This window comes from Helicobacter apodemus, assembly GCF_000765745.2.
In the GTDB taxonomy this organism is placed as follows: Bacteria; Campylobacterota; Campylobacteria; order Campylobacterales; family Helicobacteraceae; genus Helicobacter_D; species Helicobacter_D apodemus.
Genome location: NZ_JRPC02000016.1, coordinates 1 through 25,725 on the forward strand (window position 1 = coordinate 1; position 25,725 = coordinate 25,725).

29 protein-coding genes, 1 tRNA gene and 1 pseudogene are annotated in these 25,725 nt (G+C 32.4%); 5 read left to right on the forward strand and 26 right to left on the reverse strand.

Going from position 1 to position 25,725, the window contains the following annotated elements; translation table 11 throughout:
* Window positions 1-185: 185 nt before the first annotated feature.
* The 5 genes from corA to LS72_RS06750 all read right to left on the reverse strand — a co-directional run bounded on the left by corA (window position 186) and on the right by LS72_RS06750 (window position 4,848).
* Window positions 186-1,142, reverse strand: coding sequence for a magnesium/cobalt transporter CorA (corA, locus tag LS72_RS06730; RefSeq protein ID WP_034554498.1), 957 nt, complete (start codon window positions 1,140-1,142; stop codon window positions 186-188).
* Between the two features lie 24 nt (window positions 1,143-1,166).
* On the reverse strand, window positions 1,167-2,375 hold the full coding sequence (locus tag LS72_RS06735) for a phosphoglycerate kinase (protein WP_034554496.1): 1,209 nt from the start codon (window positions 2,373-2,375) through the stop codon (window positions 1,167-1,169).
* A 74-nt stretch (window positions 2,376-2,449) separates the two neighbouring features.
* Entirely contained in the window at window positions 2,450-3,460 is a 1,011-nt protein-coding gene (locus tag LS72_RS06740; RefSeq protein ID WP_034554494.1) for a sensor histidine kinase, read from the reverse strand.
* 11 nt (window positions 3,461-3,471) lie between these two features.
* Window positions 3,472-3,777 carry a rod-binding protein gene (locus LS72_RS06745; protein ID WP_084590173.1) on the reverse strand — a complete coding sequence of 102 codons (306 nt, stop codon included), beginning with the start codon at window positions 3,775-3,777 and terminating at the stop codon, window positions 3,472-3,474.
* Window positions 3,778-3,786: 9 nt separating this feature from the next.
* Window positions 3,787-4,848, reverse strand: a complete 1,062-nt coding sequence (locus LS72_RS06750) for a flagellar basal body P-ring protein FlgI (RefSeq protein WP_034554492.1) — start codon at window positions 4,846-4,848, stop codon at window positions 3,787-3,789.
* Window positions 4,849-4,959: 111 nt separating this feature from the next.
* On the opposite strand from LS72_RS06750, the gene LS72_RS06755 reads away from it, so the two are divergent.
* A tRNA-Pro gene (locus tag LS72_RS06755) sits at window positions 4,960-5,037 on the forward strand.
* A gap of 11 nt (window positions 5,038-5,048) precedes the next feature.
* Here the strand turns inward: LS72_RS06755 and LS72_RS06760 are convergent.
* A complete protein-coding gene (locus LS72_RS06760) occupies window positions 5,049-5,849 on the reverse strand; it encodes a sulfite exporter TauE/SafE family protein (protein WP_034554491.1) in 801 nt (266 codons plus the stop codon).
* A gap of 191 nt (window positions 5,850-6,040) precedes the next feature.
* Here LS72_RS06760 and selD point away from each other — a divergent pair, with 191 nt between their 5' ends.
* Entirely contained in the window at window positions 6,041-7,027 is a 987-nt protein-coding gene (gene selD, locus LS72_RS06765) for a selenide, water dikinase SelD (RefSeq protein WP_034554490.1), read from the forward strand.
* On the opposite strand, the gene LS72_RS06770 is transcribed toward selD, so the two are convergent.
* The 12 genes from LS72_RS06770 to LS72_RS06820 form a co-directional block, all read right to left on the reverse strand.
* Window positions 7,024-9,858 carry an FAD-binding and (Fe-S)-binding domain-containing protein gene (locus LS72_RS06770; RefSeq protein WP_138155214.1) on the reverse strand — a complete coding sequence of 945 codons (2,835 nt, stop codon included), beginning with the start codon at window positions 9,856-9,858 and terminating at the stop codon, window positions 7,024-7,026. The two genes, selD and LS72_RS06770, sit on opposite strands and share 4 nt — an antisense overlap.
* Complete coding sequence (gene dapE, locus LS72_RS06775) at window positions 9,858-10,970, reverse strand: succinyl-diaminopimelate desuccinylase (protein WP_034553215.1); 1,113 nt, start codon at window positions 10,968-10,970, stop codon at window positions 9,858-9,860. Before dapE ends, LS72_RS06770 begins: the two co-directional genes overlap by 1 nt.
* A 147-nt stretch (window positions 10,971-11,117) precedes the next feature.
* Window positions 11,118-11,408: a hypothetical protein gene (locus LS72_RS06780; RefSeq protein WP_034553213.1), complete on the reverse strand. Its 291-nt coding sequence runs from the start codon at window positions 11,406-11,408 to the stop codon at window positions 11,118-11,120.
* A 6-nt stretch (window positions 11,409-11,414) separates the two neighbouring features.
* Window positions 11,415-11,549: a hypothetical protein gene (locus LS72_RS11585; RefSeq protein WP_269149283.1), complete on the reverse strand. Its 135-nt coding sequence runs from the start codon at window positions 11,547-11,549 to the stop codon at window positions 11,415-11,417.
* A 43-nt stretch (window positions 11,550-11,592) separates the two neighbouring features.
* Window positions 11,593-11,820, reverse strand: coding sequence for a hypothetical protein (locus LS72_RS06785; protein ID WP_034553212.1), 228 nt, complete (start codon window positions 11,818-11,820; stop codon window positions 11,593-11,595).
* Window positions 11,821-11,985: 165 nt separating this feature from the next.
* Entirely contained in the window at window positions 11,986-12,177 is a 192-nt protein-coding gene (locus tag LS72_RS06790; protein WP_034553208.1) for a hypothetical protein, read from the reverse strand.
* 167 nt (window positions 12,178-12,344) lie between these two features.
* Window positions 12,345-12,776, reverse strand: coding sequence for a single-domain globin Cgb (gene cgb, locus LS72_RS06795; protein ID WP_034553205.1), 432 nt, complete (start codon window positions 12,774-12,776; stop codon window positions 12,345-12,347).
* 101 nt (window positions 12,777-12,877) lie between these two features.
* Window positions 12,878-13,585, reverse strand: coding sequence for a carboxy-S-adenosyl-L-methionine synthase CmoA (cmoA, locus tag LS72_RS06800; protein WP_034553203.1), 708 nt, complete (start codon window positions 13,583-13,585; stop codon window positions 12,878-12,880).
* Entirely contained in the window at window positions 13,578-14,456 is an 879-nt protein-coding gene (locus LS72_RS06805; RefSeq protein WP_034553201.1) for a bifunctional riboflavin kinase/FAD synthetase, read from the reverse strand. Before LS72_RS06805 ends, cmoA begins: the two co-directional genes overlap by 8 nt.
* On the reverse strand, window positions 14,422-15,144 hold the full coding sequence (tlyA, locus tag LS72_RS06810) for a 23S rRNA (cytidine-2'-O)-methyltransferase TlyA (protein WP_331250513.1): 723 nt from the start codon (window positions 15,142-15,144) through the stop codon (window positions 14,422-14,424). The genes LS72_RS06805 and tlyA overlap by 35 nt, the downstream gene beginning before the upstream one ends.
* Window positions 15,144-15,644 (reverse strand): hypothetical protein, encoded by a 501-nt coding sequence (locus tag LS72_RS06815; RefSeq protein ID WP_034553196.1) that lies wholly within the window; start codon window positions 15,642-15,644, stop codon window positions 15,144-15,146. Before LS72_RS06815 ends, tlyA begins: the two co-directional genes overlap by 1 nt.
* Complete coding sequence (locus LS72_RS06820) at window positions 15,638-16,969, reverse strand: UDP-glucose dehydrogenase family protein (protein WP_034553195.1); 1,332 nt, start codon at window positions 16,967-16,969, stop codon at window positions 15,638-15,640. The genes LS72_RS06815 and LS72_RS06820 overlap by 7 nt, the downstream gene beginning before the upstream one ends.
* A 156-nt stretch (window positions 16,970-17,125) precedes the next feature.
* Between LS72_RS06820 and LS72_RS06825 the strand changes: the two genes are divergently transcribed.
* Complete coding sequence (locus tag LS72_RS06825) at window positions 17,126-17,353, forward strand: YdcH family protein (protein WP_034553193.1); 228 nt, start codon at window positions 17,126-17,128, stop codon at window positions 17,351-17,353.
* Between the two features lie 9 nt (window positions 17,354-17,362).
* On the opposite strand, the gene cutA is transcribed toward LS72_RS06825, so the two are convergent.
* The 6 genes from cutA to LS72_RS06855 are packed head-to-tail and all read right to left on the reverse strand — an operon-like array spanning window position 17,363 to window position 21,700.
* Window positions 17,363-17,665: a divalent cation tolerance protein CutA gene (gene cutA, locus LS72_RS06830; RefSeq protein ID WP_238700748.1), complete on the reverse strand. Its 303-nt coding sequence runs from the start codon at window positions 17,663-17,665 to the stop codon at window positions 17,363-17,365.
* An 8-nt stretch (window positions 17,666-17,673) separates the two neighbouring features.
* Window positions 17,674-17,958: a hypothetical protein gene (locus LS72_RS06835; protein ID WP_034553190.1), complete on the reverse strand. Its 285-nt coding sequence runs from the start codon at window positions 17,956-17,958 to the stop codon at window positions 17,674-17,676.
* A complete protein-coding gene (locus tag LS72_RS06840; protein ID WP_034553188.1) occupies window positions 17,958-18,773 on the reverse strand; it encodes an HdrB C-terminal domain-containing protein in 816 nt (271 codons plus the stop codon). The genes LS72_RS06835 and LS72_RS06840 overlap by 1 nt, the downstream gene beginning before the upstream one ends.
* A 1-nt stretch (window position 18,774) precedes the next feature.
* Window positions 18,775-19,443, reverse strand: a complete 669-nt coding sequence (locus LS72_RS06845; protein ID WP_034553186.1) for a DUF5644 domain-containing protein — start codon at window positions 19,441-19,443, stop codon at window positions 18,775-18,777.
* 43 nt (window positions 19,444-19,486) lie between these two features.
* Window positions 19,487-19,960 carry a hypothetical protein gene (locus LS72_RS06850; protein WP_194145573.1) on the reverse strand — a complete coding sequence of 158 codons (474 nt, stop codon included), beginning with the start codon at window positions 19,958-19,960 and terminating at the stop codon, window positions 19,487-19,489.
* A 9-nt stretch (window positions 19,961-19,969) separates the two neighbouring features.
* A complete protein-coding gene (locus LS72_RS06855) occupies window positions 19,970-21,700 on the reverse strand; it encodes a M3 family oligoendopeptidase (protein WP_084590132.1) in 1,731 nt (576 codons plus the stop codon).
* A gap of 374 nt (window positions 21,701-22,074) precedes the next feature.
* Between LS72_RS06855 and LS72_RS06860 the strand changes: the two genes are divergently transcribed.
* Window positions 22,075-22,329: a hypothetical protein gene (locus LS72_RS06860; RefSeq protein WP_034553182.1), complete on the forward strand. Its 255-nt coding sequence runs from the start codon at window positions 22,075-22,077 to the stop codon at window positions 22,327-22,329.
* A gap of 10 nt (window positions 22,330-22,339) precedes the next feature.
* The gene (locus LS72_RS06865; RefSeq protein WP_034553180.1) at window positions 22,340-23,326 is read left to right on the forward strand and encodes a hypothetical protein; all 987 of its coding nucleotides are present in this window, start codon (window positions 22,340-22,342) and stop codon (window positions 23,324-23,326) included.
* A 326-nt stretch (window positions 23,327-23,652) separates the two neighbouring features.
* Here the strand turns inward: LS72_RS06865 and groL are convergent, their stop codons facing one another.
* Both groL and groES read right to left on the reverse strand, forming a co-directional pair.
* Window positions 23,653-25,293 (reverse strand): chaperonin GroEL, encoded by a 1,641-nt coding sequence (gene groL / locus LS72_RS06870; RefSeq protein WP_034553178.1) that lies wholly within the window; start codon window positions 25,291-25,293, stop codon window positions 23,653-23,655.
* A 47-nt stretch (window positions 25,294-25,340) separates the two neighbouring features.
* Window positions 25,341-25,598: pseudogene (gene groES / locus LS72_RS06875) on the reverse strand (co-chaperone GroES); the annotation flags it as partial.
* Between the last annotated feature and the right edge of the window lie 127 nt (window positions 25,599-25,725).

Here is a 25,725-nt window from a genome sequence, read left to right on the forward strand (position 1 = left end):
TTGTAAAAAGTATTACTATAAAAGTATTACTATAAATATTAGATTATGGCATATTATAGTTTAGTGAAATTTATTTAAGAATCTTAGAGTGTTATTTAGGGGAATTAGGATAGGAATTTTTATTAAGGTTAGCATTTAAGTTAGAGTTAGAAGTTATTAGGATGAAGTATAGCGATTCCTTAGGGTTAAAGCCATTTTTTCTTTTTAAAATAAATAATGGGAACAATCGTAGAAATAATCATCATCAAAAGCACAAAAGGATAAGCATAGTCCCAATCTAACTCTGGCATATGCTTAAAATTCATTCCATAAACTGTTGCGATAAGTGTAGGAGGCATCATTGCTACAGTTACCACGGTAAAAAGCTTAATAATTTTGTTTTGTTGGATATTAATTTGGCTAGAAAAAAGTTCTTGGATGTTATCTAAAATATTCATATTAACATTTGCAAATTCCACCAAAGAGTTAATATCCTTTAAAACAATGCTTAAGTCTTTCTTAGCTTGAATATCTGCCTTATTAGTTCTAAGTAATGCAGTAATAGCTAGTCTTTTATCAAAAAGGCTATCACGCAAACTTAAATGCATTTCTTGCAAAATAGCAAGTTTTTCTAAAATTTCGTCCCCTAATTGCTTATCAAAAACAACATTCCTCCTTAAAAGTCTTGTTTCTTTAGCAATACTCTCTAGCATATCCGCATCTTTTTCTACACGCAATTCAAAAATTTTAGAAATTAAATCAAATCCATCTTCAAAATTTTTTGGGCTTGCTAATACCCTTTGTTGGATTTCATCAAAAACCTTAAACTCACTATAGCGAACAGTAAATAAGATATTACGTGCCAATAAAAAAGTAATGGTTTCATTATGTAAGATATTTTCTTCATTGGGACGCGTTAAGAAATAAGTATTAATGGTAATAGTTTCACTATTTTCCCAATAGCGGGAGGATTCTTCAATCTCTTCTCGTTCTTCTTTAGTGGGGATGTCTAAAAGATAAGTTTTAGAGATATAAGAAATCTCTTGTAAGCTTGGGTGTAAAAGATCAATCCACAAAATATCTGCTTCCACTTCTATGGCATCAACAGATTGGATACTCTCACGAACAACCATTCCATTACGTTTAATAAAAAGATTTAGCATAACCCTCTCCCCTAAATTCTATCCTCACTCTTTTTTATCTAAAACCTCAAAGGCGGGTAACACAATACCTTCTAATAATTCTAATCCTGCTCCACCCCCTGTTGAAGTGAAACTCATATTGTCTTTATCGCCTGCCTTATCTACTGCATCAGCTGTATCTCCCCCACCAATAACGCTATAAGCATAAGTATTAGCAATAGCGTGAGAGATACTAAAGGTTCCACGCGAAAACTTTTGATTCTCATAAACCCCTAAAGGTCCATTCCAAATAATAGTTTCACACTCTCTTATAACTTCGTTAAATAATTTCACGGTTGCAGGTCCAATATCAACAACCATAAATCCATTAGGAATATCTTGAGCGGGGGTAATTTTAATCTCTTTTGAATCTTTAACATTATCTGTGGAAACAACATCCACAGGCAGATAAATTTTCACATTCTTTTCTTTAGCTGAACGCAAAATATGCTTTGCCTCTTCTAATAAATCATCCTCTACAAAAGAAGCCTTAGTATCATAACCTACTGCCTTTAAAAAAGTATTACTCATTGCTCCACCGATGATAATCTTATCTACTATATCCAAAATAGCGTTTAATAAAGTAAGCTTTGAAGAAACCTTAGAGCCTCCAACAATTAACAATAAAGGTCGTAAAGGATTAGTAAGAGCAATAGCAAAAGAATCAATTTCCTTTTTTAAAAGCAATCCTGCAACCTTTTGCTTAGCATACTTAGCAATCCCATAGGTTGAAGAGTGTTTGCGGTGAGAGGTTCCAAAAGCATCATTAATAAAAATATCACAAAGATTCGCTAATTTTTGGGAGAGATTATCGTCATTTTTTTCCTCACCCTCATAAAATCGGATGTTTTCTAAAAGGATAATACTCCCATCAACAAGTGTATTGAGTATTATTTGGGCGTTGTCTAAATTATCCACAAATACAATATCTTTTAAAAGCAATCTTTCAAGTCTTTTAAGAATAGTTTTAAGAGAAAATTCTTCACACCTTTGCTTAGGGCGTCCTAAATGGCTTACTAAAATAATGGATTTAGCCCCATTATCAATGCAATAATTAATCGTAGGGATAGCCTCTCGTATCCTTGTATCATCGTTAATATTTAATTCACTATCTAATGGCACATTAAAATCAACGCGTATCAAAATGCGTTTATCTTTTATATCTATTTCGCGGATATTTTTAACTTTTTGCATTCTTTTAATATTTTCAATCATTCTTAAACCCTTAACCTTTATGTTTCTAGGATTTTAGCTAGATATGCCTTAATTTTTGCGTAAAATTAGGATTTTTAAGAATACAGAGGCAATGAAATTTCAAACCCTTTTTTTTCTTCTTGGAGGATCTTTATACTTCCATTATGAGCTTCAATGATTTGTAGAGATAATGCTAAACCTAAGCCATTACCCTTAAGTTTCGTGGTTTTAAAAGGTTCAAAAAGAATTTGTGGATTTTCAATAGGTTTTCCACTGTCAAAAATTCTAAAAATAGCATTGTTTGAATCATTAAAATAATAAAACTCTATTACTCCATTATCACTATCTCCATCTTCTATAGCATCAATAGCATTAAAAAGAAAATTTTGCAAAACAATACAAAGTAAATCAAAATCTGCTTCTAACCTCTTATATTCAAAATCAAACAAAAAATGAATATTCTTAGAATAGGTATAATAATCAAGAACTCCCCTAAGCTCATTTTCTATATTCTTTGGATCATTAGTGCTTTTTTGAATATGCACCCCTTTAGAAAACAACAAGGTTGCTTTTATGATTCGTTCAACCCTCCAAATAGATTTTTTAATCTCTAATACTAAGGCTTTATTTTTAATATCCACGCGATTAGACAATGTCGATGCAAGCAGGGCAACAGAACCTATGGGATTTCTTATTTCGTGGGCTAAATGTGCAGAGATTTGCCCCATTGAAGCTAATCTCTCTCTGCGTTTCTCACTGGTAATATCTGTTGCAGAAATGATAGTTTTATTGAGTTTTTGATTGCTTTGAAAAAGATATACTCTAGATTCTATCTCTATTTCTTGACGCGTACCACCTTGTAGATGAAAATAATCTAAAAGCTGTGGAATCTCACTAGCAAGAGAGTTTTGATAAAATATTTCCCCCCCTTCTTCTAGCACCCAAACTGCTGTTGGAAGAATATCTAAAACTTCTTCAAACAAGGCTTTTAACTCTATAAATTCTTTTTCTACTTCATAAGTTTGCGTAATAAGTTCTTTTAAACCCCTAGCAAAAGATTCTTTATCGCTACTACTTAGGGATTCTAATAAGTTTTCATCAATCACTTTAAACTCTATTATTTTTGTAAATCTTTTAAATAATTAAAAAGTAACTCACTAAACCCAAAACTTCCACTTAAAGATTGGGAGAGGGTCTCTTTATACATTGATTGGTAAATATCGTGCCCAGGGGCTTTGGGGAAAAGGCTATCATCGGTTTTTAGGGCAATATCTAGCATATTTTTAACAATTAATGCTTCAAAGGCATCAGTTTGCTCCCTTAAAAGGGAATCATCATCGGTTTTTTGGATTTTCGGTGTCTCTTTAATCTCATCTAATAATTGCTTAGAATAAGCACTAAAATTATCAAAATTAATATTCATCATCTCTCCTTAAATAATTTCTAAATCCGCACTAAAAGCACCTGCTTTTTTCATCGTTTCAATAATAGCGATCATATCCTTAGGGGTTGCTCCCATTTTTTGCAAAGCCCTTGTAACACTTGCAATAGTCGGATTATTTGGGCTTGCTACAACTGCTTGCCCTGCACTAAAAGTTGCCCCCCCTCCTACATCTTGAGCTTCAGGGTCATTAATAGCTTCATTAGAGACTTTAATCGTGATATTATTGTGTGTAACTATCACAGGAGAAACTTCAACACCAAGTCCAGCAATTACTGTCCCTGTGCGTTCATTGATAATGATTTTATTTTCTTTAACATAATCAATATCAATATTTTGCACCTTGGCTAAAAATTCTACCATACTCATCTCTTGTGGTCTTTGTAGTTTAATAGTTCTTGAATCTACAGCGGTTGCAATTGTTAGTTTTGTATCATCAAAGGTTTCATTGATACGTTTTTGAATCTGTATGGCATTTTGAAAGTTCGATTTTTTAAGACTTAGAGTAGCATTTACTTTATTATATAAATCATAGCTTACTTCTCTCTCTACAATCCCTCCATTTGGCATATCAGCAACTAAAGGATGATTAGCACTCCCCCCTCTTTCACCTTTACCCCCTATCCCTATTGCACCCTGAGCCACTGCATAAATTCTACCATCTAAACCACTTAAAGGGGTTAAAAGCAAAGTCCCGCCTTCAAGGGATTTCGCATCCCCAATACTAGAAACTAAAATATCAATCTTATCCCCTTGTCTAGCAAAAGCAGGCAATTTAGCAGTTACCATCACAGCAGCAACATTCTTAGATTGTATCGCATTAGGTTCGATTTTTACGTTCACACTCTCTAACATATTTGCCATAGATTGCATAGTAAAAATTGAGGTTGTCTTATCACCTGTTCCATTTAAACCTACCACAAGTCCATAACCTAACAATTGATTATCCCTAACACCTACAATATTTGCTACATCACTAACTTTTGCACCTAAAAGCGGGAGAGCTGCAAATATAAAACTTATTAACATCTTTTTAAGAAAAGTTTTATTCATTACTTTAAAGTCCTTTTAATATTTTCTTAAAACATAAAAAGCAAAATATATTCCATTTCATCTTCAACAATATTTAATGAATTTTTGCTAAGATTTTGCTTTATATTTTATCGGAGTATAGCGCAGCCTGGCTAGCGCACACCCTTGGGGTGGGTGAGGTCGTGGGTTCAAATCCCGCTACTCCGACCATTTTTTAAAACTTAGCTATTATCCAACAAATACTTAAAATTATCAAAAACTTCTTGAAACATCACACTTAAAACCACTATATAGAGTATTACAAGTAAATATTTATGCCTTTTAGCATCCATAATATTCAAAATCCAAATCCCGATTCTAACGCCTATTAAAGAAGCAATGCCCACGATAAAGCCTTGCTTATAATCCACATATCCGTGCATTGATAAAGAAATAAAACCAGAAAGTGAGGAAAAGATAATAAAAAAGAGTGCAATGGGGATAATTTTTTTACTACTATAGCCCAAATAATAAGCTAAAAGGGGTGTTAATATCATACCCCCACCAATCCCTAAAGAAATAGCAAAAATCCCTACGAGTATCCCACAACCTACTAAAAAAAATTTAGATTTTAAGGGATTATGGATTTTTACCTCTTCTCCATAAGCATTAATCTTAAAAAGCTTAAAAAGATTATAAAGCAAAAAGAGTATAAAAACCGCACTTATAATATCAGAAGATACCCTATCAAGAATAACCCCACTAAAAGCTGCACCAAAAAATCCACCTATCCCTACATAAAATCCATCTTTAAAATCTAAATAACTTTGTTTATAATTGATATAAGTGCCATAAAAAGATGAAAATATCATTTGCATAATAGAAATACCAATAGCAATCTTAATATCATTCCCCAATAAAACCATCATAGGAACAACAATCGCTCCTCCACCTATACCAAAACAACCCGCTATTACCCCTGTAAAGATCCCTATTACAGCAAGAATAATAATAGCCAAAGGTTCAAAAGCCAAAATCTCCATTTTCTACTCCAAAAACAAAATTGTTAAAATAATATAGCCTAGATAAAAAACTACTAAAGATGAACTTAAAAAATTTTTCTATAAGCTAAAAACATTATAATTATCTATCCCAATGAGGCTAAGGAAAAATGGAAGAGAAAAAGAAAATAACACATTTTGTCAAAGTAGCAGGTTGAGCAGGTAAAGTAGGTCTGGAAGATCTAGCACATCTCTCCTTAAGTCTCAATAACCAACAAGACAAAAATGTTTTAACAGATTTTAGAGGTAATGAAGATGCAGGCGTGTATCAAATCAATGAGGATTTAGCACTTATCCAAACTGCTGATTTCATCACTCCTGTCGTAGATGATCCTTATCTTTATGGGCAAATTGCTGCTGCAAATGCACTTAGTGATATTTATGCAATGGGGGGAGAAGTTAAAACCGCTCTTAATCTTGTAATGTGGGATTCTTGTAATATCCCCTCTGCACTACTAAAAGAGATTCTACAAGGAGGATTATCTAAAATCCAAGAAAGTGGAGGTGTTTTATTAGGAGGGCATACTATTGCAGATAATGAGCAAAAGTATGGATTAAGTGTTACAGGTATCATTCACCCTCAAAAAATATGGAGGAATAATCAAGCTAAAATAGGGGATTGCTTTGTCTTAACCAAACCTCTAGGAATGGGAGTTTTAACAACTGCTCTAAAAACTGGAAAACTCTCTTCAACGATGCAAGATACTATTGCAAAGATTATGGCAACACTCAATCAAAAAGCCGCCCAAATCGCACAAAAATACCCCATCCACGCCTGCACAGATATAACGGGATTTGGGCTTTTAGGGCATTTATATGAAATGTGTAATACAAATATCACGCTTTGCCTTTACTCCCAAGAAGTTCCCATCCTTAAAGAAGCCATAGAATTTGCAAAGCAAGGGATAATCCCAGGTGGCAGTTATGCTAATGAAAAAAGTATAAAACCACATTGCTATTTTAAACTTGGTAAAGATTCCCCTTATAGAGGTTTAGAAATTTTACTCTTTGATGCACAAACTTCGGGTGGATTAGTCTTTGCCCTGCCCCAAAAAGAAGCTTTTTTACTAAAAAAAGAGCTTATAGATAATGGATTAGAGCGTACAAGTATTATTGCAGAAGCTAGAATAAAATCTAACTTTCCACTAGAGATATATTAACTCTCTTTTTGCAAGGCACAAGAATCCAAGAGATAAATAATATGTTGCCATACCCTCTTAGTATTTGCACTTAAACCTATCTCACAAGTGCTAGAACTAGAATACCCTAATTCTATGGGTTGTTTTTGGTAGAATTTTACAAATCCCTCTAAAGCTGAAGTATTTAAAGAGGGATTTAAGAATCCTTTATCACCTGCAAAGCTACAGCACTTGGTATCTTGATGAATAAAAACTTCTTTCGCACAAACCTTAGCAATATCTATTAAGGCTTGTTCATTATCAATTTCTTGCTTATAAGATCTTGTGCTACAAGGAGCATAAAGCCCTATTTTTATAGGCTTTTGAGAGATTCTAAGGGAGGGAATAATAAACTTTAAAACAAAAGATGGCATATCAAAAATTTGAAGCTTCACATCTCCTAAAACTTCAAACTCTCTTATCCTCTCTAATAACTCCAAAGAACAAGCACTATGGTCGCAAACAATAGGAATTTCTCCTCCATTGCTTACCTCTTTTAAAGCTTTGAAAGTCTTTAATGCCATTTCTCTAGCGGTATTAGAATAATTCTTAAAAGCTTTTGAGCAACATAAGCCAGTAATATCCTTAGGATAGCGGTATTTGATCCCTGCTTTTTGGCACAAAGATTGAAAAACCTCTTGAATATTGCGTTTATCACTCGCTTCTTTAGGGGGAGAGAAGATCCTATTTAAACAGGAACTAAAATAAATCACCTCTTTTCTATAGGGTAATGTAGAATCTTCATAAACTTTTTGGGGATTTGCGTTAGGAAAATAATGAGGCATAATAGGCGTATGTATCCAATTATTGAGCTTTTTAGAAATTCTTTGGCTTAAAAGTGGCGTGAAATTCGCTACTTTTATAGCAGTTTTTAACGCACTGCTAGCTAATGCAAGATTTTCACTTATACGATGGGCAATTTTAGGAAAATTACCTTTGGAATTTTTAGCGATACAGGCTGTGTCAATGTGTAGAGGGCAGAGATTAGCACAAGTACTACAAATCGCACAGGTCTCTATCCCAAAATAACGATAACCTAACTTTAATGCCTCTAGCTCTTCTTTTTCTTTAATGCTCAAGGAATCTTTAGATTCTAAACGTTTAATCTCTACATAAACACTAATTCTTTGACGCGGTGTTAATGTAAGATTTCTACTAGGGCAATGTTTCTCGCAAAAACCACATTCCATACAAGCCCCAACAAGCTCTCCCACCTCATCATATTCTTCCCAGGAGGGCTTAAAATTTTTTAAATGGATATTCTTATCCTCACTAATAATAACATCGGGATTAAAAATATTTTTGCCATCAAAGAGATTTTTGATCTTTTTATTAATGGCATAGGCTTTTTTGCCCCATTCTAATTCCACAAAAGGTGCTACCATTCTCCCGGTTCCATGTTCTGCCTTAATACTTCCTTGAAGATTAGCTACAACTTTTGCTAAATCCTCCATAAGCCCTCCAAAAGCTTTATTTTGTGCTTTGTCATTAAGGTTAGGCGTAATGATAAAATGCACATTACCACTTAAGGCATGCCCAAAAATAATCCCTTTAAAAGCATATTTTTCAAAAAGTTTTAATATCTCTGCAATCCCTCTTGTAAAATCCTCTATAAAAAAGCAAATATCCTCTACAATAACAACGCTTCCTTTAGGGCGGTTACCTGCTGCTATGGGTAAGATTCCCTTGCGGATTAACCACCAAGAATCTTGCTCTTGCTTATCCAAGCTAAAATACACACCAAAGAGTGTTTTTAAAGCTTGTATTTTAGGCGCTAAAAAATCAATATTTTTTTGCAAAAGATTCTGGGTTTTTGCTTCAAGCTGTATTAAAATCGCACAATTCCCCTCTTGGATTTGCAGTATCTCTTTAGGCATCCCCTCTAAGTGTTGCACGCTTTTTAAACAAGCATAATCCATAATCTCTGCTGCATTGATAATATCTTGATATTTAGCAAAGAGTAAAATCGCATCACTAGCCTCATAAATATTGTTAAAGAATAATAAAGCACAGGCTTTATGCGGGTGATTGTCTAAAGTATAATACTCTACTTTACTAACAAACCCCAATGTTCCCTCCGCCCCGATAAAAATATGATTCAAAATATCTTTAGGATTATCAAAATCCACTAAGGCATTAAGGCTATAGCCGGTAGTGTTTTTAATACTAAATTTTTTCTTAATAAGGGAGTGAAGCTCCCTATCTGCTAAAATCTTTTGACGCAAATGCAACAATTCCTTTACAAGCAAGGAGTGGCTTTGGCAAAATGCCTGGAATGATTCTTCGCTAGAAGTATCCAAAATAGAACCATCTTGCAAGATAATACGTACAGATTTAATAGTATGGTAACTATTATGCTTCACTCCACAACACATTCCACTAGAATTATTAGAGAATATCCCCCCTATTTTTGCACTAGCAATCGTTGCTGGATCGGGTCCTATTTTCTTACCATAAGGAGCCAATACATCATTAGCATAACTCCCAATCACTCCACAATCACAGACAATGCTCTTAGCCCCTTTACCAACCTCTACTTCCTCTTTATGGCAAATCACTAAGACATTCTCACTACTAGCCTGTCCGCTAAGAGAAGTTCCCGCAGCTCTAAAGGTTAAGGGTATTTCAAAATAATATGCCAATTTTATAAGCTCTCTAATCTCCTCCTCACTCTCACTCCAAATCACGGCTTTAGGAATATAACGATAGCAAGAAGCATCAATCCCATAGGCAAAACGACGTAAATAATCTAAAAATAATCGCTCTTTAAAAATCTTTTGAGTAGCTTCTAAAAATGCAGAAAAATTTTTCATTAAAACTCCTTTAGTAAAGACACAAAGACATTTTTTAGGTTTTCTACCTCACTTATCTTTACCCGCTCATTAATAGCGTGAATCCTATCATTACAAACCCCACATTCTACGACATCTACTCCATATTCGGCAAAATATCTCGCATCACTTGTGCCTCCACTTGTGCTTAATGTGGGCGTTATTTGCAGTGTTGTTTGTAGAGATTGCACAACTTTAGCAACAAGGGAATTATTCGGATTGGTTAAAAAAGGCTTTGAGCTTTGTTTAAGCTCTAATGTATGAGGAATATGCTTTAAAAGATCTTGTAAATATTGCTTTAAATCCTCTAAGCTTGTTTGCGTAGAGTTTCGCACATTAAACATAATCCTTAGATCATCAGGGGTTACATTCACAACCTCTAACCCCCCCCTTATATCGGTAATAACAATTTTACTTGGTTCAAAGGAATCGTTTCCACTATCAAGATTATAACCTGCAATTTTAGACAAAATAGGTGCAATAATCTCCACAGGATTAATACATTTATTAGGATAAGCAACATGCCCTTGCTTTCCTTGAATCTTCAAAACTCCATTAATTGAACCTCTCCTGCCTATCTTTATCATATCACCAAAAGTATTAACGCTTGTAGGTTCTGCAACAATAGCAAAATGCGGGAGCAAGTTCTTTTCCTTTAGAGATTGCAAAGTGTGTTTGCTCCCATAGATTGCCTCTCCCTCCTCATCACTTGTTAAAAGGATCGATAAGATACCATTAAAAGAATGCGTTTTACTCTCACAAAATTCTTTTATAGCACAAAGAAAAGCTGCAACCCCTCCTTTCATATCCTGTGCACCTCTACCATAGAGATACTCTCCCCTAACTACAGGGACAAAAGCCTCCCAACCATCTCCAGGAGGGACGACATCAATATGCCCACCAAAACATAAATCCCTCCTCTCCCCCTCTCCTTGAAATTGTTTGTATAAAAAGAGATTTTTAACATTATTTTTATTCAATTCTAAAACTTCAAAATCGGGCAAAAATGCTTTAATAAACTCATAAATGCCACATTCCTTTGGGGTAATAGTGGGATAAGTGATAAGAGTCTTTAAAACTTCTAATGTCTGCATAATACTCTCCTAAAATTTCATCAATTATAGCATTTCTAAGTAAGAGTGATTGCAAATATCCCACAAATATCACATAAGTTAAAACAATAAATCTTGGATTACATATTTAGATTTTATAATGTGTATCGGGTTGTTGTAGCTTAGAATTTATAGATTGTAGGATTTTCTATGGTTTTTAATATTGCCTAACTTAACAACAGAAGTAATAATTGCTGGAATGAGTGAGAGCCAAGCATTGGGCTTATCATTTATGGTTAGGTAAGCAAATATTCCTAAACTCCCAAGAATAAAAATAGCCGCCGTTATAGCCCCTAAGCCTTGCAAACTATAAAACCAACGCATATTGCTTACTCTATTCTTTTGTTCTTGCCTTTCTAAATCAAGGATTTCTCTATCTATTTGCATTTTATGTTCAGCAGTTTTTTCAAGCAAATTCATAACTCGTTATGCTAAAGGTTCGGGGAGTTTGCCTATTGCGTTAAGTTCGTTTTCCATAAAAATATTATTTTGTATATTTAATTGATTTTGTGGGTTTGTATCGTTTGGTAGATTATTTTTTCTTACAGGCTTCTTATTCATTTACAAAGCCTTAAGTTTTGTTCTCTGTTCTTTATGGTTTGTATTAATTTTGTTTATAGGCTTGTATTTGTTTTTGTTGAATCTCTTGTGCAATTTGTCCATATTTTTTGGGTGCAGTTGGTGAGGATGTGGCAGAAAATCCATTTGTGTAACCTTCAGCAAAGCTATCAATAAATGAATTTGCGTCAGAATCTTTTTTGTAGGATTTATAAATCCAAAAGCCTACGCCAGCAGTTAAAATGCCAAATAAAGCCCATTTAAACCATTTCATTGTTATCACTCTTTTGTATTTTTATATATTCTAACATATTAAATAATAAATTCGGTTATTTCTCTATAATCTTAATTTTGCTTTCACTATAGCTTTAAGCAAAGCTAAATCAATTTCGCTATTGCCTTTTTGTTTGAAAGCTGCTTGAGTGTGGAATCCTAACCCTTATAAAAAGAGTGCAAAAACATTTGCAACAATGGCTTTTTCATTTTGCCCTTTATTTTTATCAAAGGATTCTAAATGTTCTTGAACTTTCTCTTTAAATTCCTCTAGCCCAAATACTTTAGAATCCGCATAATCCTTATTATGAGATTCTAAAAATTCTTTTAAAGGAATGGATTTAAAACTTAGAGACATTTTTATCCTTTTGTAGCTATTCAAATGTAATCTACTTATTGTTTGGTTAAGAGAGTTAAAATTTCAAATTAATGCTTATAACTCATTGAAAATGGCTTATTATAGCATTATTTGTGTAGCAAAATTATCTAAAAAGGATATTAAAAATAATTAGGTTTCCTTAAAACCTAATTATTTTTGCTTTTCATAGAGCTTTTTTCTATATCTATATAAAATTGAGCAATTTTGCCATAGACTGCTTCCCAAGCCTTAAGCACTTCATCATTAGGGTTTAAAAGATTTTTAATAGCTTTTAAAAGGCATTCCCCAACAAGTGGATAATGCTCTTCTTTTACATTTAAACTTATATGAGTCTTAGCGACTTTCTCTACAAATCCTCTTGTATTCTCTAAATTTTCTATATTTTTAGCTGCCATTAATATGGCTAACGCTAAAGCTTTTGGTTGCTCACTAGATACTTGTTTATCCTTATTAAACATTGGTTTTACTTCAGGATAAGTTTCAAACAATACCCTATAAAATTCTTTGGTTAAGCTTTCACCATTTTTTTGCAAAATTGGCACACATTCTTTAATAATTGCAATCTGTTCTTTTGTCATTTTTACCCTTTATATTGAAAGTTTAAAAAGATATTTTACATTCTAAAGGGCAATAAATTATTGATGTAGGTTAATTTATTAAGGTTAATGCAACAACTACTTCATTCTTTCATAGCGATAAATGTAGCAAAATTTACCCATCTAAAAAGGGTTTCTATGCCTTTAAAACCACAATCTCTTAGCATCTTTTTATTTTCTCTTTCACTATAGGGCACAAGAACATTCTCTAAAGCCTCCCTTTTTTTAGTAATTTCAAATTCACTATAGCCTTGTTTCTTTTTGTTTTGCAAATAATAATCAATCATTGCAAAATCTAATCGTTTATCTTCGCAGATGATTTTCTCTGAAAAAATAAAAAAACCTTCGGGCTTTAAAGAATGGTAAATTTTTTGAACGAGTTTTTCTCTATGCAAAGGACGGATAAATTGCAAAGTGTAATTGGCAATAATACCATCACATCTTGGAAAATCCTCCTTTAAAATATCTCCACAAATAAGCTTTGCTTCCATCCTATAAGCCTCTAGCTTATTCTTTGCAAGTTTTAGCATAGAAGAGGAGTTATCTATCCCAATAAGATTAAGTTTAAAATCCGCTTTTGCTAATATCTCAAGCAACATAGCTCCTGTGGAAGTGCCTAAATCTAGCAAGGTAGAATCTTCTTTTAAAAAGCGCAAAGCAAAATCCGCACTTAAAGACAAAACCTCTTTATAATAGGGGATAGAACGACTAAGCATATCATCAAAAACCCCCGCAACCTTTTCATCAAATTCAAATTGCTTCTGCAAAGATTGTGTAAAAATTTTATCCACAGGATTGCTCTAACTTTAAGATTTTACAAGCTTTTTGTATATCTTGCTGAATTTGTGCCTTTAAAAGCTCTAAGGTATTAAAATATTCATTATCACGGATCTTTTTATAAAAATAAAATCCCGCCTCTTTTTCTGTAACTTCTATATTTTGCCCTAATAAATGCCCTTCAATAGCAAAAGTCTTATCCGTGCTTACGCGATTGCCTAAGAAAATTACTGCTGGATATTTAAAACTTGTATGGCTTTGTTTTCCTAATTGCACATAACCTGCATATACTCCCTCTTGTGGAAGCAAAAATCCATCATTTTTTAAATTAATGGTTGCAGCAAGGCTTTTCTGCCCTATTCCTTGCCCCCTAATAATCTCTCCCCTAATCTCAAAAAGTCGTCCCAAAAGCCTATTAGCTTGTTTAATATTGCCATTTAATAATAATTCCTTAATTAAACCACTATGTACAGAAAGCTTTTTATAAAATACTTCATTAACAATGGTTAGCTTACCTGAAAAATGCTTTTTAATATCAAAGGGATAATAACCCCTATCCTTACCAAATCGAAAATCATAACCCACAACAATATGGGTAAGATTTGGCAAAATAGTTAAAAGAAGCCTTAAAAACTCTTTAGCATTCTTTTCTTTGACCAACTCTAAAGAAAGATGATAAATTGGGTAAGAGATAAAGAATTGCCGATATTTTTTAGGGAGTAACTCTCCCATATTTGATTCAATACACAAAATTGCACCCCCTTCATCTAAAGCCTTAAAAAGTTCAAAATGAGCAATATGCATACCATCAAATTTCCCTAAAGCAATACTTATAATCTTAGAAGCCTCTTTAGGCTCTTTCACAAGCGATAAAAAACTCTTCATTCCCCTCCTTTCCCTTAATAATAGATTTTTCACAAATACGCACTCTCAAGCCATTTTCTCTCAAAAACTCTAACGTGCTTTTAAGCGATTGTTGGATGCTTTGATTATCTATTACTACTCCCTTTTTATTGCGTTTTGTAACTTTGCCTACTTCAAATTGTGGTTTAAAAAGCAAAATTAACCACCGACCAATTAACCCTTGAAAACTCTTCAAAATAGAAAAAATAGAAATAAAAGAAACATCACAAACAACAATATCATAAGCTTTTAGTGGAGATAATGCAGCAAAGCTTCTAATATCTGTTTTCTCAAAAAGCTGAATTTTAGGATTATGCCTTAAGGTGCTATGTAATTGGTGGCTACCCACATCTACACAATAAACAGCTTTTACACCCTTTTGTAATAAAACTTGTGTGAATCCTCCTGTGCTAGATCCTATATCTAATGCGTTTAAGCCCTCTAAAGCAAAGGAATGATTAGATAAGAAGCCAAAAAGCTTCTCCCCTGCCCTACTTACAAAACTTTTCTCTTCCTTAAGGGTGATTTCATCTTCTAAAGAAACTTCTAAAGAGGATTTAAGCATTATCACTTCATTAACACTTATAAGTCCTCTTTTAATAGCTTCTTGGGCTTTGTTCCTTGATAGAAAGAATCCCTTTTGAATACAAGCTTTATCTAATCGCATCATCACTTTTGAATGGCTTTAAAGCCAAAATTTAGAGTATTTTCCCCAAATTTTTTATGGGATAGTGTGATACTTAATCTATCTTGAATACGTTTATTTTGAGGGGAAAATTCTAATAAATAATATTCTCCCCAAGGTATTGCGTATTCTGCTATTAGTCCTTGCAATTCACTGGCTTTTAAGGGTGTTACCTTAAGAGGTTTTTCTCCGCTATTTAAAACAAGATTATAGGCTTTTAAAAAATCTTTCTTCCCATCACTTTGATAAACACTGACAAAAAATATTTCTCCCTTTTGTTTAGGATAAGCTTCCTCATTAAATGCATTCAAATGCGTAGCTATGAGGATAATTTGTGTTTTTTCTTGATAAATAATTTCTGTCTTTCTAGTGGCTTGAATATAAGATTCTTGCAAAGAAGTCGGGGTAAGCTTTATGAAATTCACAGGATGATCAGCACAACCAACAAACCATAAAACACTTAAATAAATAAAATACTTTAACATTCTTTCACACCAATTTGGTAATACATAAACCCCATTCTTTGGAGTCGTTTTATATTGTATTGATTACGACCATCAAAAATAATAGGCTCTTTTAACAATGTTTTAATCTCATCAAAATCTGGACTTCTAAATTCTTTCCATTCCGTAACAAGCACCAAAGCATTGCAATTCTTTAAAGCCTCATATTTACTGGATGCATAAGTAATATTAGGAACACCTTTTAAATAATTTGTCTTTGCCTCTTCCATAGCCTTTGGATCATAAACCTTAAGCCTAGCACCTTTTGTTACTAACTCATTAATAAGCACGATAGAGGTTGCCTCACGCATATCATCAGTTTCTGGCTTGAAACTAAGCCCCCAAATTGCAAAGCTTTTATCCCTTAAATCTTCCCCAAAATGCTGGATGATTTTTTTTGCTAGAATCTTTCTTTGTTCTTTATTAACTTCCTCTACTGCATTAATAATTCTTGGATTAATCCCTGATTGCAAAGCGATTTTACTAAGTGCTCTAATATCTTTTGGAAAACAACTCCCTCCATACCCACAACCTGCATAAATGAAGCTATAACCTATTCTCTTATCACTCCCAATACCCCTCCGGACATCATTCACATTTGCACCCACCGCTTCACAAATATTAGCTATTTCATTAATAAAACTAATTTTTGTTGCAAGCATTGCATTAGCTGCATATTTTGTCATCTCCGCACTTTGAATATCCATCGTAATAATTTTGTCATAATTCCTGCCAAAAGGAGCATAGAGCTCTTTTAAAACCTCTTCACTTGTTTTATCCTCTGTGCCAATAATCACTCTATCGGGTTTCAAAAAATCATTAACCGCATCGCCCTCTTTTAAAAACTCTGGATTGCTTGCGACACTAAAACTAATATTTAAATCTCGCTTTTGTAAAGATTCTTGAATAACCCTTTTTACCTTATGTGCTGTGCCTACTGGAACAGTAGATTTATTAACAACAATTAAAGGTTTTTGCATAATTTCGCCAATTTCTCTTGCAGCATCCAAAACATATTGCAAATCTGCACTTCCATCCTCTCCCATAGGTGTGCCAACAGCAATAAAGACTATTTCACAATCCTTTAATGCTTCTTGTAAAGAAGTTGTAAAAAATAAATTCCTATGGTCATAATTCTTGACTACTAAATCCTCTAATCCCGGCTCATAAATAGGAATTTTACCTAATTTTAAATCTTGTATTTTACTCTCTTGTGTATCCACACAATAGACTTTATTCCCCATTTCAGAAAAGCATGTTCCACTCACCAATCCTACATAGCCTGTTCCTATGATTGTTATATTCATACAAGATTCCTAACTTAAGCTCTAAGTTTATTGTGGAATTATAGCAACTTATTCCTTAGGAAGTTTTAGTTTCTTAAAAGAATATTTAATAGATAGTGTTGTAATTTTTAAGGCAAAATTGTTTATAATCTTTAAAATCATTATTTAGGAGTTTTTATGCTACACGAATACAGAGAACAAATCAGTGTCTTAAAACAAGAAAACGCTCATTTTGCAAAAATTTTTGATGAACACAATAATTTAGACCAAAAGATTCAAGATATTACAGAAGGCAGAGAGCATCTTGGTGATATGGAGTTAAGGGAATTAAAACGAAAAAAACTTGAACTTAAAGATGAAGCACACGCCATCATCATGGAATATATTAAAGAACAAAAAAACTAAGGCTAACCCTTAACCCTTTAGTGTATTTTTATGCCATTGCTTATAAGACTTTGAAACTTTATGAACTTTGATCCCTATAATCTCTGGAATCTCATAGCTATGCCATTTAAGAATTAGCTTTTTTATCTTTTTAAAATCTTTTTGATTAATCTTAAAACTCAAACATATTTCTTTCTCTCTTACTTTCTTATTTTTCCAAAGATAATGACTTGTAATAACCTCTTGTTGCACACAAGAGGTCAAACCTTTGTTAAAAGCTTTTTGAATGAGCTTTTTTGCGTTTTTAGGATTACTAGTTGTTTGTAAAATCATAAAAGCCATTATTGGGTTTCTTCCTCTTTAGATTTTTTCTTATCCCTCTCTTCTTGTGCTCTCTTTTTTTCTTCTTTTCTCATTAATTCTAAATTTATCTGACGCTCTTTAGATTTTCTAAACTTTTCTATAAACTCTTCCCTTTCAGTTGGGCTTTGGTAGGCTATGGGTTTTATAAAAAACACAATAAGCATCAAAATAAAAAAAGCTATAGAAATTTCTTGATTTTGTGTAAGGTAATACCATATTACTGCAATAGCAAATGCAATAATAATCTTAAAGAGATGAATCACTAAAGCATCTTTGGAGGAATATTATGTTCTTTAAAAAGTAGGTTAGTAGCGTTACTATCTCTAAAAGTGCTTAAAAATACCTGCGGTAAAAATAGCAATGGTATCTCTAAATCATCACGTCCGGCAGTTTTTTGTATCATTTTTGAATGCCTATCAAAAATCTCAAAATTCCCAATATTAGCAGTCATAATAAAATCAACCCCACAATCAACCATTTCATAATAATCATTAGAAGCCATTTTATAAGCTAAAGTCGGATTAATTTTTAAAAGATAATCATAGCTATCTTTATAAAAAGGGAGGATTTTTAGCTCCAATATATTTTCTAATTTCTCCAAAAATTGTATTTCTTTAACAAAACTTTCTAACTCTCTATCAATAATAAAAGCAGCTTTAAAACCTTTCCAGCTCCTAAAATTATCATCTTTTTTAAAAGTCTCTAAAACAATTTCGGGGATAAACTTAATGCTCCCCTCTAAGGCTAAAATATCAATTTCCTCTTTTAAAAAATGCGTTAATTCCTCTTTAAATTCTTGCTCTTCATAAAGTTTTTTAATAAGCTTTATAATCACTATAAGACTTTGACTATCGCAAATTAAAGTTTGCTTATCTTCTTTTTGTATGGTTATAAGCACTTTTAAAACTTTATAATAAAACCTCTCTTCCATTAAAAAAGAAAGTTTATTTCCTAGAGAAAGTTGTTGAATTTGACAATCATTAATGCAATTTTTTTTTAAAAGGTTTTTTAAATTTTGCAATAAAATTATTGAACTTGTAGGATAAAAATCATTATGCAATATCACAAAAGAATCCATATTATTCCTTCAATAAACTTTTTGTAAGATAATTTTTAAATTTTTGTATATCGCCCTCAAAGCATTCTTCTAAAATATCTTTTTGGAATTGACAAATATAATCATCAATTTTACTATCTTGAGGATAAAGGTAAGTTTCAAGATTTTGAGCATTAAAAATGCCATTTTCAAAATTTGCTATGAGTTTTAATAAATCTTTATTTTTATTTTTTTGGTATAAAGAATAAGCAATTACAAAAAAGGCTTCCGTTAAATATTCTTTATTTTCAACGCTTAAAGGTGTAGCATAGGCATAAGGTAAAAAAGAAAGAATAAATTTATCATCTTGCTTAAGCCCATATTCTCTTAAAACTTCTACTTTTTTTAAAAAAGATTCAGGATTAATTGCTAAATCTTTTATGACTAAATGTGGATTTAAAGGCTCAATTTTCCAAGTAGAACCAAATTTTTTATATAAAGAAACTATTTTTAATTCAAAATCAAAAACAACCACATCATTAATTTTAAATCCATAGGCATCATAAGTGTATGCAAAAACATTTTCTTTAATTTCCTCTAACAAATCAGCAAGGGTAGCATCTTCATCAATCATCCTATTAATCTTAGTGTAATAAGGTAAATAATCCGTTTGTATATCAAAACGAAACAACTCTAATTCTATTTTCTTCATCAAACTACCTCCCAAACAAGCTTTCTAGTATAGCAAAAATTTCTCATTTTTTAAACTTACTATTTTTAGGGTTTGATAATAAAGCTTTCATTGAACTATTAATCCCCTCTTCTTCATTATTTTTGGCATTTTTAGGCTCTAAAAGCACTCCAAACAAGTTAATATAAAGACATAAGTCAGAACGAAAATTCTCATCATCAGGTAATAAAATTTGCACAATGCTTTCTAAAGGAACTGTTACAAAACTCCCCAAATTATCCTCACCAAATCCTGCTTCAAAATATAAATTATTCTCCTCTAACTCTAAACTCTCAAAAGTATAGCCAGCTAAAATAAACATTGTTAAATCATTAAAGGTATCATAAATCTGATTGGGCAATGGAGGTTCAAACTTCACACAAGCGACACTACAGACAATAGAAAAATTTATGCGTTTATCCATAAGAACTTTTATTATTTCATAGCAATGCCTTTTTAATAGAGATAAAAACCTTTTATCACTTAACAAAATTTTCACCACCCCTCCTTATAAAATGCCTTTTAATTCTTCGAGCAATAATCTCACTTCATTAATACCAATTTTCCAAAAATCTTTATCCTCAATATCAAGCCCAAAAATAGCAACAAGATCCTTAGGTGACTGGCTACCTCCAAGGCTCAAAAACTTTTCATATTTAGGAATGAAACTTTTACCCTCTTCACGATATGCACCAAAAAGTGCCATTACTAAAAGTTGTCCATAGCTATAAGCATAGCAATAAAAAGGTGTATGAATAAAATGAGGAATATAAGACCACCACAGACGATAATTTTCACTTAAAACTACACTATCCCCAAACATTTTTTGATTTTCATCTTGCCATATTGTATTAATTTCCTCTGTGGATAACTCACCCTCTTTTGTATGAATCCTACGTTCAAAGTTTGTAAAAACATTTTGCCTAAAAAGTGTCGCAAAAATATCCTCTAATTTTCCAGCATAAAGGGCAATCTTCTCCTCTTTCTTTAAAGAATCTTTCATATTCTCAAATAATAGCATTTCAGCAAATACAGAGGCGGTTTCAGCAGTAGTTAAAGGTGTATCAGAATTTAAATACCCCACACTATAAGAAAGATTTTGATGGATAGTGTGCCCCAATTCGTGAGCTATTGTAAAAACATCTCTCCTTTGGTTAGTGTGATTTAAGAGCAAATAAGGATGAGCACTTGCAACCCCACTATGGCTAAAAGCTCCTCCTCGTTTATTGTCTCTAGGATGAGAATCAATCCAACCCTCCTCAAAAGCCTTTTTGGCAATCTCATAAAATTTAGTAGAAAAACCCTTAAAAGTATCTAAGATGATCTTTTTAGAGTCTTCATAATTAAAAACTTCATTATTACTCATAGGCAAAGGTGCATACCTATCATAATCATAAAGTTTATCATAGCTTAAAAGCTCCCTTTTTATATTGTAGTACTCCTCAACAATTTTTACATTTTCATCAATAGTTTGCACCATTAAATCTACGCTTTTTTGTGTCGTTTGGTTACTGATATGGCGAGATTCTTCTAAGCTTTCATATCCTCTAAGCTCACTTTGTATTTTTAAATCTTTTCTCACAACATTATAAATATACGTCAAAAACTCTATATTCCTATTTAACTCTAAGCTCAAAGATTGTGCTGCTTTTTTTCTTGTCTCTCTATCTTTATGGTAAAGAAAACTTAAAATTTCTTCTTCGCTTAGCTCTTGTTTATCAAACTTAAATTTTATGCGACTAAAATGCTCATCAAAAAGCCTTTTAAAGGCATCAACCCCAACGGGTTGTGTTTTTAATAAAATTTTTTCTTCAGGTAAGGTTAGTTGATGTTTAGCATTTTTAGATAAAAGCTCCAAAAAATAAGTGTATTTTCCACCTTGCTGGATAAACTGCTCTTGCAATTCTTTTGGAAGTGCATTAAACTCCACTTCAAAAAAGAGTAAAGATTCTTGGGCTTTATTAACCTGCATTTCACATTCTGCATAAAACGCTCCCTCTTTGGTATTAGCAGCAAAAGATAAAAAAGCATAAGTCATTATTCTAGCAAGATCTTCACAATTATTTTCATAAGTTTCTACAAGTATAAAAAACTCTTTAGGGCTTAAAGCATTAAGTTTATCTTTATATTTCTCTTCAAATCTTTTTGTATTTTCAATACTTTTTTTAATAGCAACTTGCAAAGAATCTTTATCCTTAAAAAGTGGAGTTAAATCCCACAAACTCTTCATATCTTGCATAACATTCCTTTTTAAATATAAATCTCACCTAAATCACAAATTCTACACCAAATGCACTTAATTTAGAATATTTTAGATAAATTTTATCATTCTTTAATCGTTTGCAAATAGATTATTTATAAATCTCTTGATTACTTTTTTATTTAACATAAAAATAAAGTCATACACTTTCTACATTATTAACAACACCATCATCAAATAATAAGCCCTTCTTCTACATAATTTTCAAAAATGCTTAATATTGTAACAGCCCTATTGCATAATGAGAAATATTATTCTTAATTAAGCTCCATCTTAATAAATGAGATTTATTATTTTAGAATGTTCTAGGGCTAAAGTTAAAACATTCTTAAAAACTTAAAAGGAGAATTCTTATGAAAAAGACATTATTAAAAATGCTTTTGGTCGCAGGTATCAGTGTTTATTCTTATGGAAATATAGATTATAATCAAAGTAATGATAGTTTTAATGTGTTGCAAAAATATGAAACCATAAAAACTAATGAAAATAAACAAAATACAAAAAATATCATTGCAAGTGCAGAATCTAAGTCTGGATTAGTGAGAAGATGTGTTAGTATGAAAATAGGCGGACGTGTTTGTTTTTTAGTATGGAAACCCATAATTTAAAGGAGAGAAAATGCCTATAGGTGGTGCAGATAATATCGTATCAAAGACACTCTATCTATCCGCCAATAATCGCTCACAATCCTCTCTGCAAAGGGAGGCAGAGCAAGATTCACAGACAAAACCACAAAACATTCAAGAATCTATAAAAGCAAAACTAATAGGGCAAGATTCTAATTATAAACCCGTGCTTTTTAATGATCCTACAAGCGGAAATAGAATTAGCGCACTCCTTTCTAAAGAGAATTTAGAGCGATTGCAAGAAAAATTTGATAAAAAAGATTTTTTTACCAGAGAAGATGGGCTAATACGCTTAAGTGGCAAGGCAGAATCCTATGTGAGTGGTTGGTATGCACACATTACTGCTGGAGATGTGGAAGCACAAAAAGCAGATTTAGACAGGGATGGAAAATTCTCCGAATCAGAAAGAGAGCTAATAAAAGACGGCTATGAATTTGGAATATTAGAAAAAGGTATTTTAAACAATGGTATAGTGGTGCATTCTGTCTCTACAAACTCAAAGGCAGACAATACCAATGTGCGCACCATAGAGGATTTACTCAATAATTTCATCACTCAAGACCAAAATTTAGATGGCGAAATAAGTGTGAAAGAACACATTGAAGTAACTCGGGGTAGCTTAGCAGAGACACTTAAAAATATTTTAAAATCTCAAGAAAATTCTTTAGCCAAAATGGTGGATAACTCCAACCAAGCAAATAATGAAAAAGCAAAAACAAAAAGGAAAAATAAACCCAATATATCAGCTTTAGAGGAGGCAGCAAAAATCTTAGCAAAAATCAAACAAAGCAAAGATTTAAGCTTACTCTCACTACAAGAGCAAGAAGTAGTGCGACAATATTTCGCAGGAGAAGTAGAACAATTAAAACAACAAAATGTTGATTCTAATGCTATCAACCAACATCTAAGCGATAAAATTCAAGAATTTGTAGAAGAAGTTTCCTCTAATAAAAACCTTATTTTTGAGACAAAGGCATAATTAGCACTCTTTATTATAACCTCATCTAAGACTAAAATCATAAATAAAGCAACTTTTAGTCTTAAAACTTTACTGCTCTTGGCAAAGTTCTGTGCAAAGACCCTAGTCCTTATTTATATTCCTTTGTAAAAATCTATAAACTATCAAGAAACAAAATTCCTAACAAGGGACTATCATCATTTATATAGCTGTAGATTGTTAAAAGTATTTAGGATTCTTATGATGATGATGGATTAATTTTTTTGAATTAGAACATAGCAAAAAGCACAAGAAGTTAGAAAAACTTCTTGCAAAATTTAAAAAAGATTTCAAGAAGGGTAGGGGAATTACATCATTCCACCCATACCTCCCATTCCACCCATGCCACTCATATCAGGCATAGCTGGTTTATCTTCTTTAATCTCATGGACAGTTGCTTCTGTAGTGAGCAACAAGCTAGATACAGATACCGCATTTTGTAGAGCAATTCTAGCAACTTTGAGGGGATCAATAATTCCAGCTTCAAACATATCAACATATTTTCCACTTGAAGCGTCAAATCCATTGTTAATATTAGAATCTTTTTCCACATTATTAACAACCACACCATCATCAAATCCAGCATTTGCAGCAATTTGCTTAATAGGAGCTGAAATGGCACGTTTAATAATTTCATAACCAATTTTTTCATCACCCTCTAAATTAAGTTTTACTTTTGCTGCAGCACGAATTAAAGCAGCTCCACCACCAATAATAATCCCTTCTTCTACAGCAGCTTTAGTTGCAGAGAGTGCATCATCTACTCTATCTTTTTTCTCTTTCATTTCTACTTCACTTGCAGCACCCACTTTGATAACTGCCACACCACCACTAAGTTTTGCTAATCGCTCTTGGAGTTTTTCTTTATCATAATCGCTAGTTGTTGATTCAATTTGTGTTTTAATCTGTGCTATTCTAGCGGTTACTGCACCTTTATCCCCTGCTCCATCTACAATAGTTGTATTATCTTTATCAATAACAATTCTTGAAGCTTGCCCTAAATCTTCAATAGTAGCATTTTCTAGTGTTTTACCAAGCTCTTCACTAATCACTTCTCCACCTGTTAAAGTCGCAATATCTTTTAGCATTTCCTTTCTTCTATCGCCAAATCCAGGAGCTTTAACAGCAGCAACATTTAAAACACCCCTTAATTTATTGACAACCAAAGTTGTTAAAGCCTCACCCTCAATATCTTCAGCGATAATTAATAGAGGCTTACCACCTTTCATTGTAGATTCTAAGAGCGGCAAAATATCTTTCATAGAAGTAATTTTTTTATCGGTTAAGAGAATATAGGGATGCTCTAACTCTGCTTCCATTTTATCGCTATTAGTTACAAAATAGGGGCTTAAATAACCTCTATCAAACTGCATACCTTCAACGACACTTAACTCATCATTAATCCCTTTTGCTTCTTCAACGGTTATAACCCCATCTTTTCCTACTTTTTCCATAGCTTCAGCGATTAAATCTCCTACTTTTGCATCAGAATTTGCAGAAATTGACGCAACTTGGGCAATTTCTTTTTTACCCGCTACAGGTTTTGTAATTTTCTTAAGCTCTTCAGTAATAGCTTCCGCTGCTTTATCCATACCTCTTTTTACCTCAATAGGATTTGCTCCTGCTGTAATATTCCTTAAACCCTCTTTAAAAATACTATAAGCTAAAACAGTGGCTGTTGTTGTTCCATCCCCTGCTGCATCAGCTGTCTTACTAGCAACCTCTTTAACAAGTTGAGCACCCATGTTTGCGATAGGATCTGCTAATTCTATCTCTTTTGCGACAGAAACACCATCTTTGGTAATACTTGGTGCACCAAAACTTTTTTGGATAAGGACATTCCTTCCTCTAGGTCCCATAGTAACTTTTACCGCATCACTTAATTGCTTAACACCTTCAAATAATCTATTTCTTGCATTATCTGAAAAATTAATTTCTTTGCTTGCCATTTTTACTCCTTAATATAATATATAATCATCAAATTTTAATAAACTTAAGCTATTACGCCTAAAACGTCTTCTAATTTTAATATTAAATATTCCACACCATCAAGTTTTACTTCTGTTCCAGAATATTTACCAAATACAATTTTATCATTGGTTTTTACATCTTTTACTTCACTTCCAACAGCTTTTACAATACCCATTAAAGGCTTTTCTTTAGCATTATCAGGAATAATGATTCCAGAAGCAGTTTTAGTATCTTCTTCAAGTCTTTCTACTAAGACTCTTTCTCCAAGTGGCTTAAAATTCATAGGAATTACCTCCATCAAATAATTTTTTATAAAAACGAGTGCAATTATAATTAAAAAAAAATCTTTTGTCAATAACCTTAGTAAAAAAATTCATTTAAATTTAGTCTAATAAACTAAACATTAATAA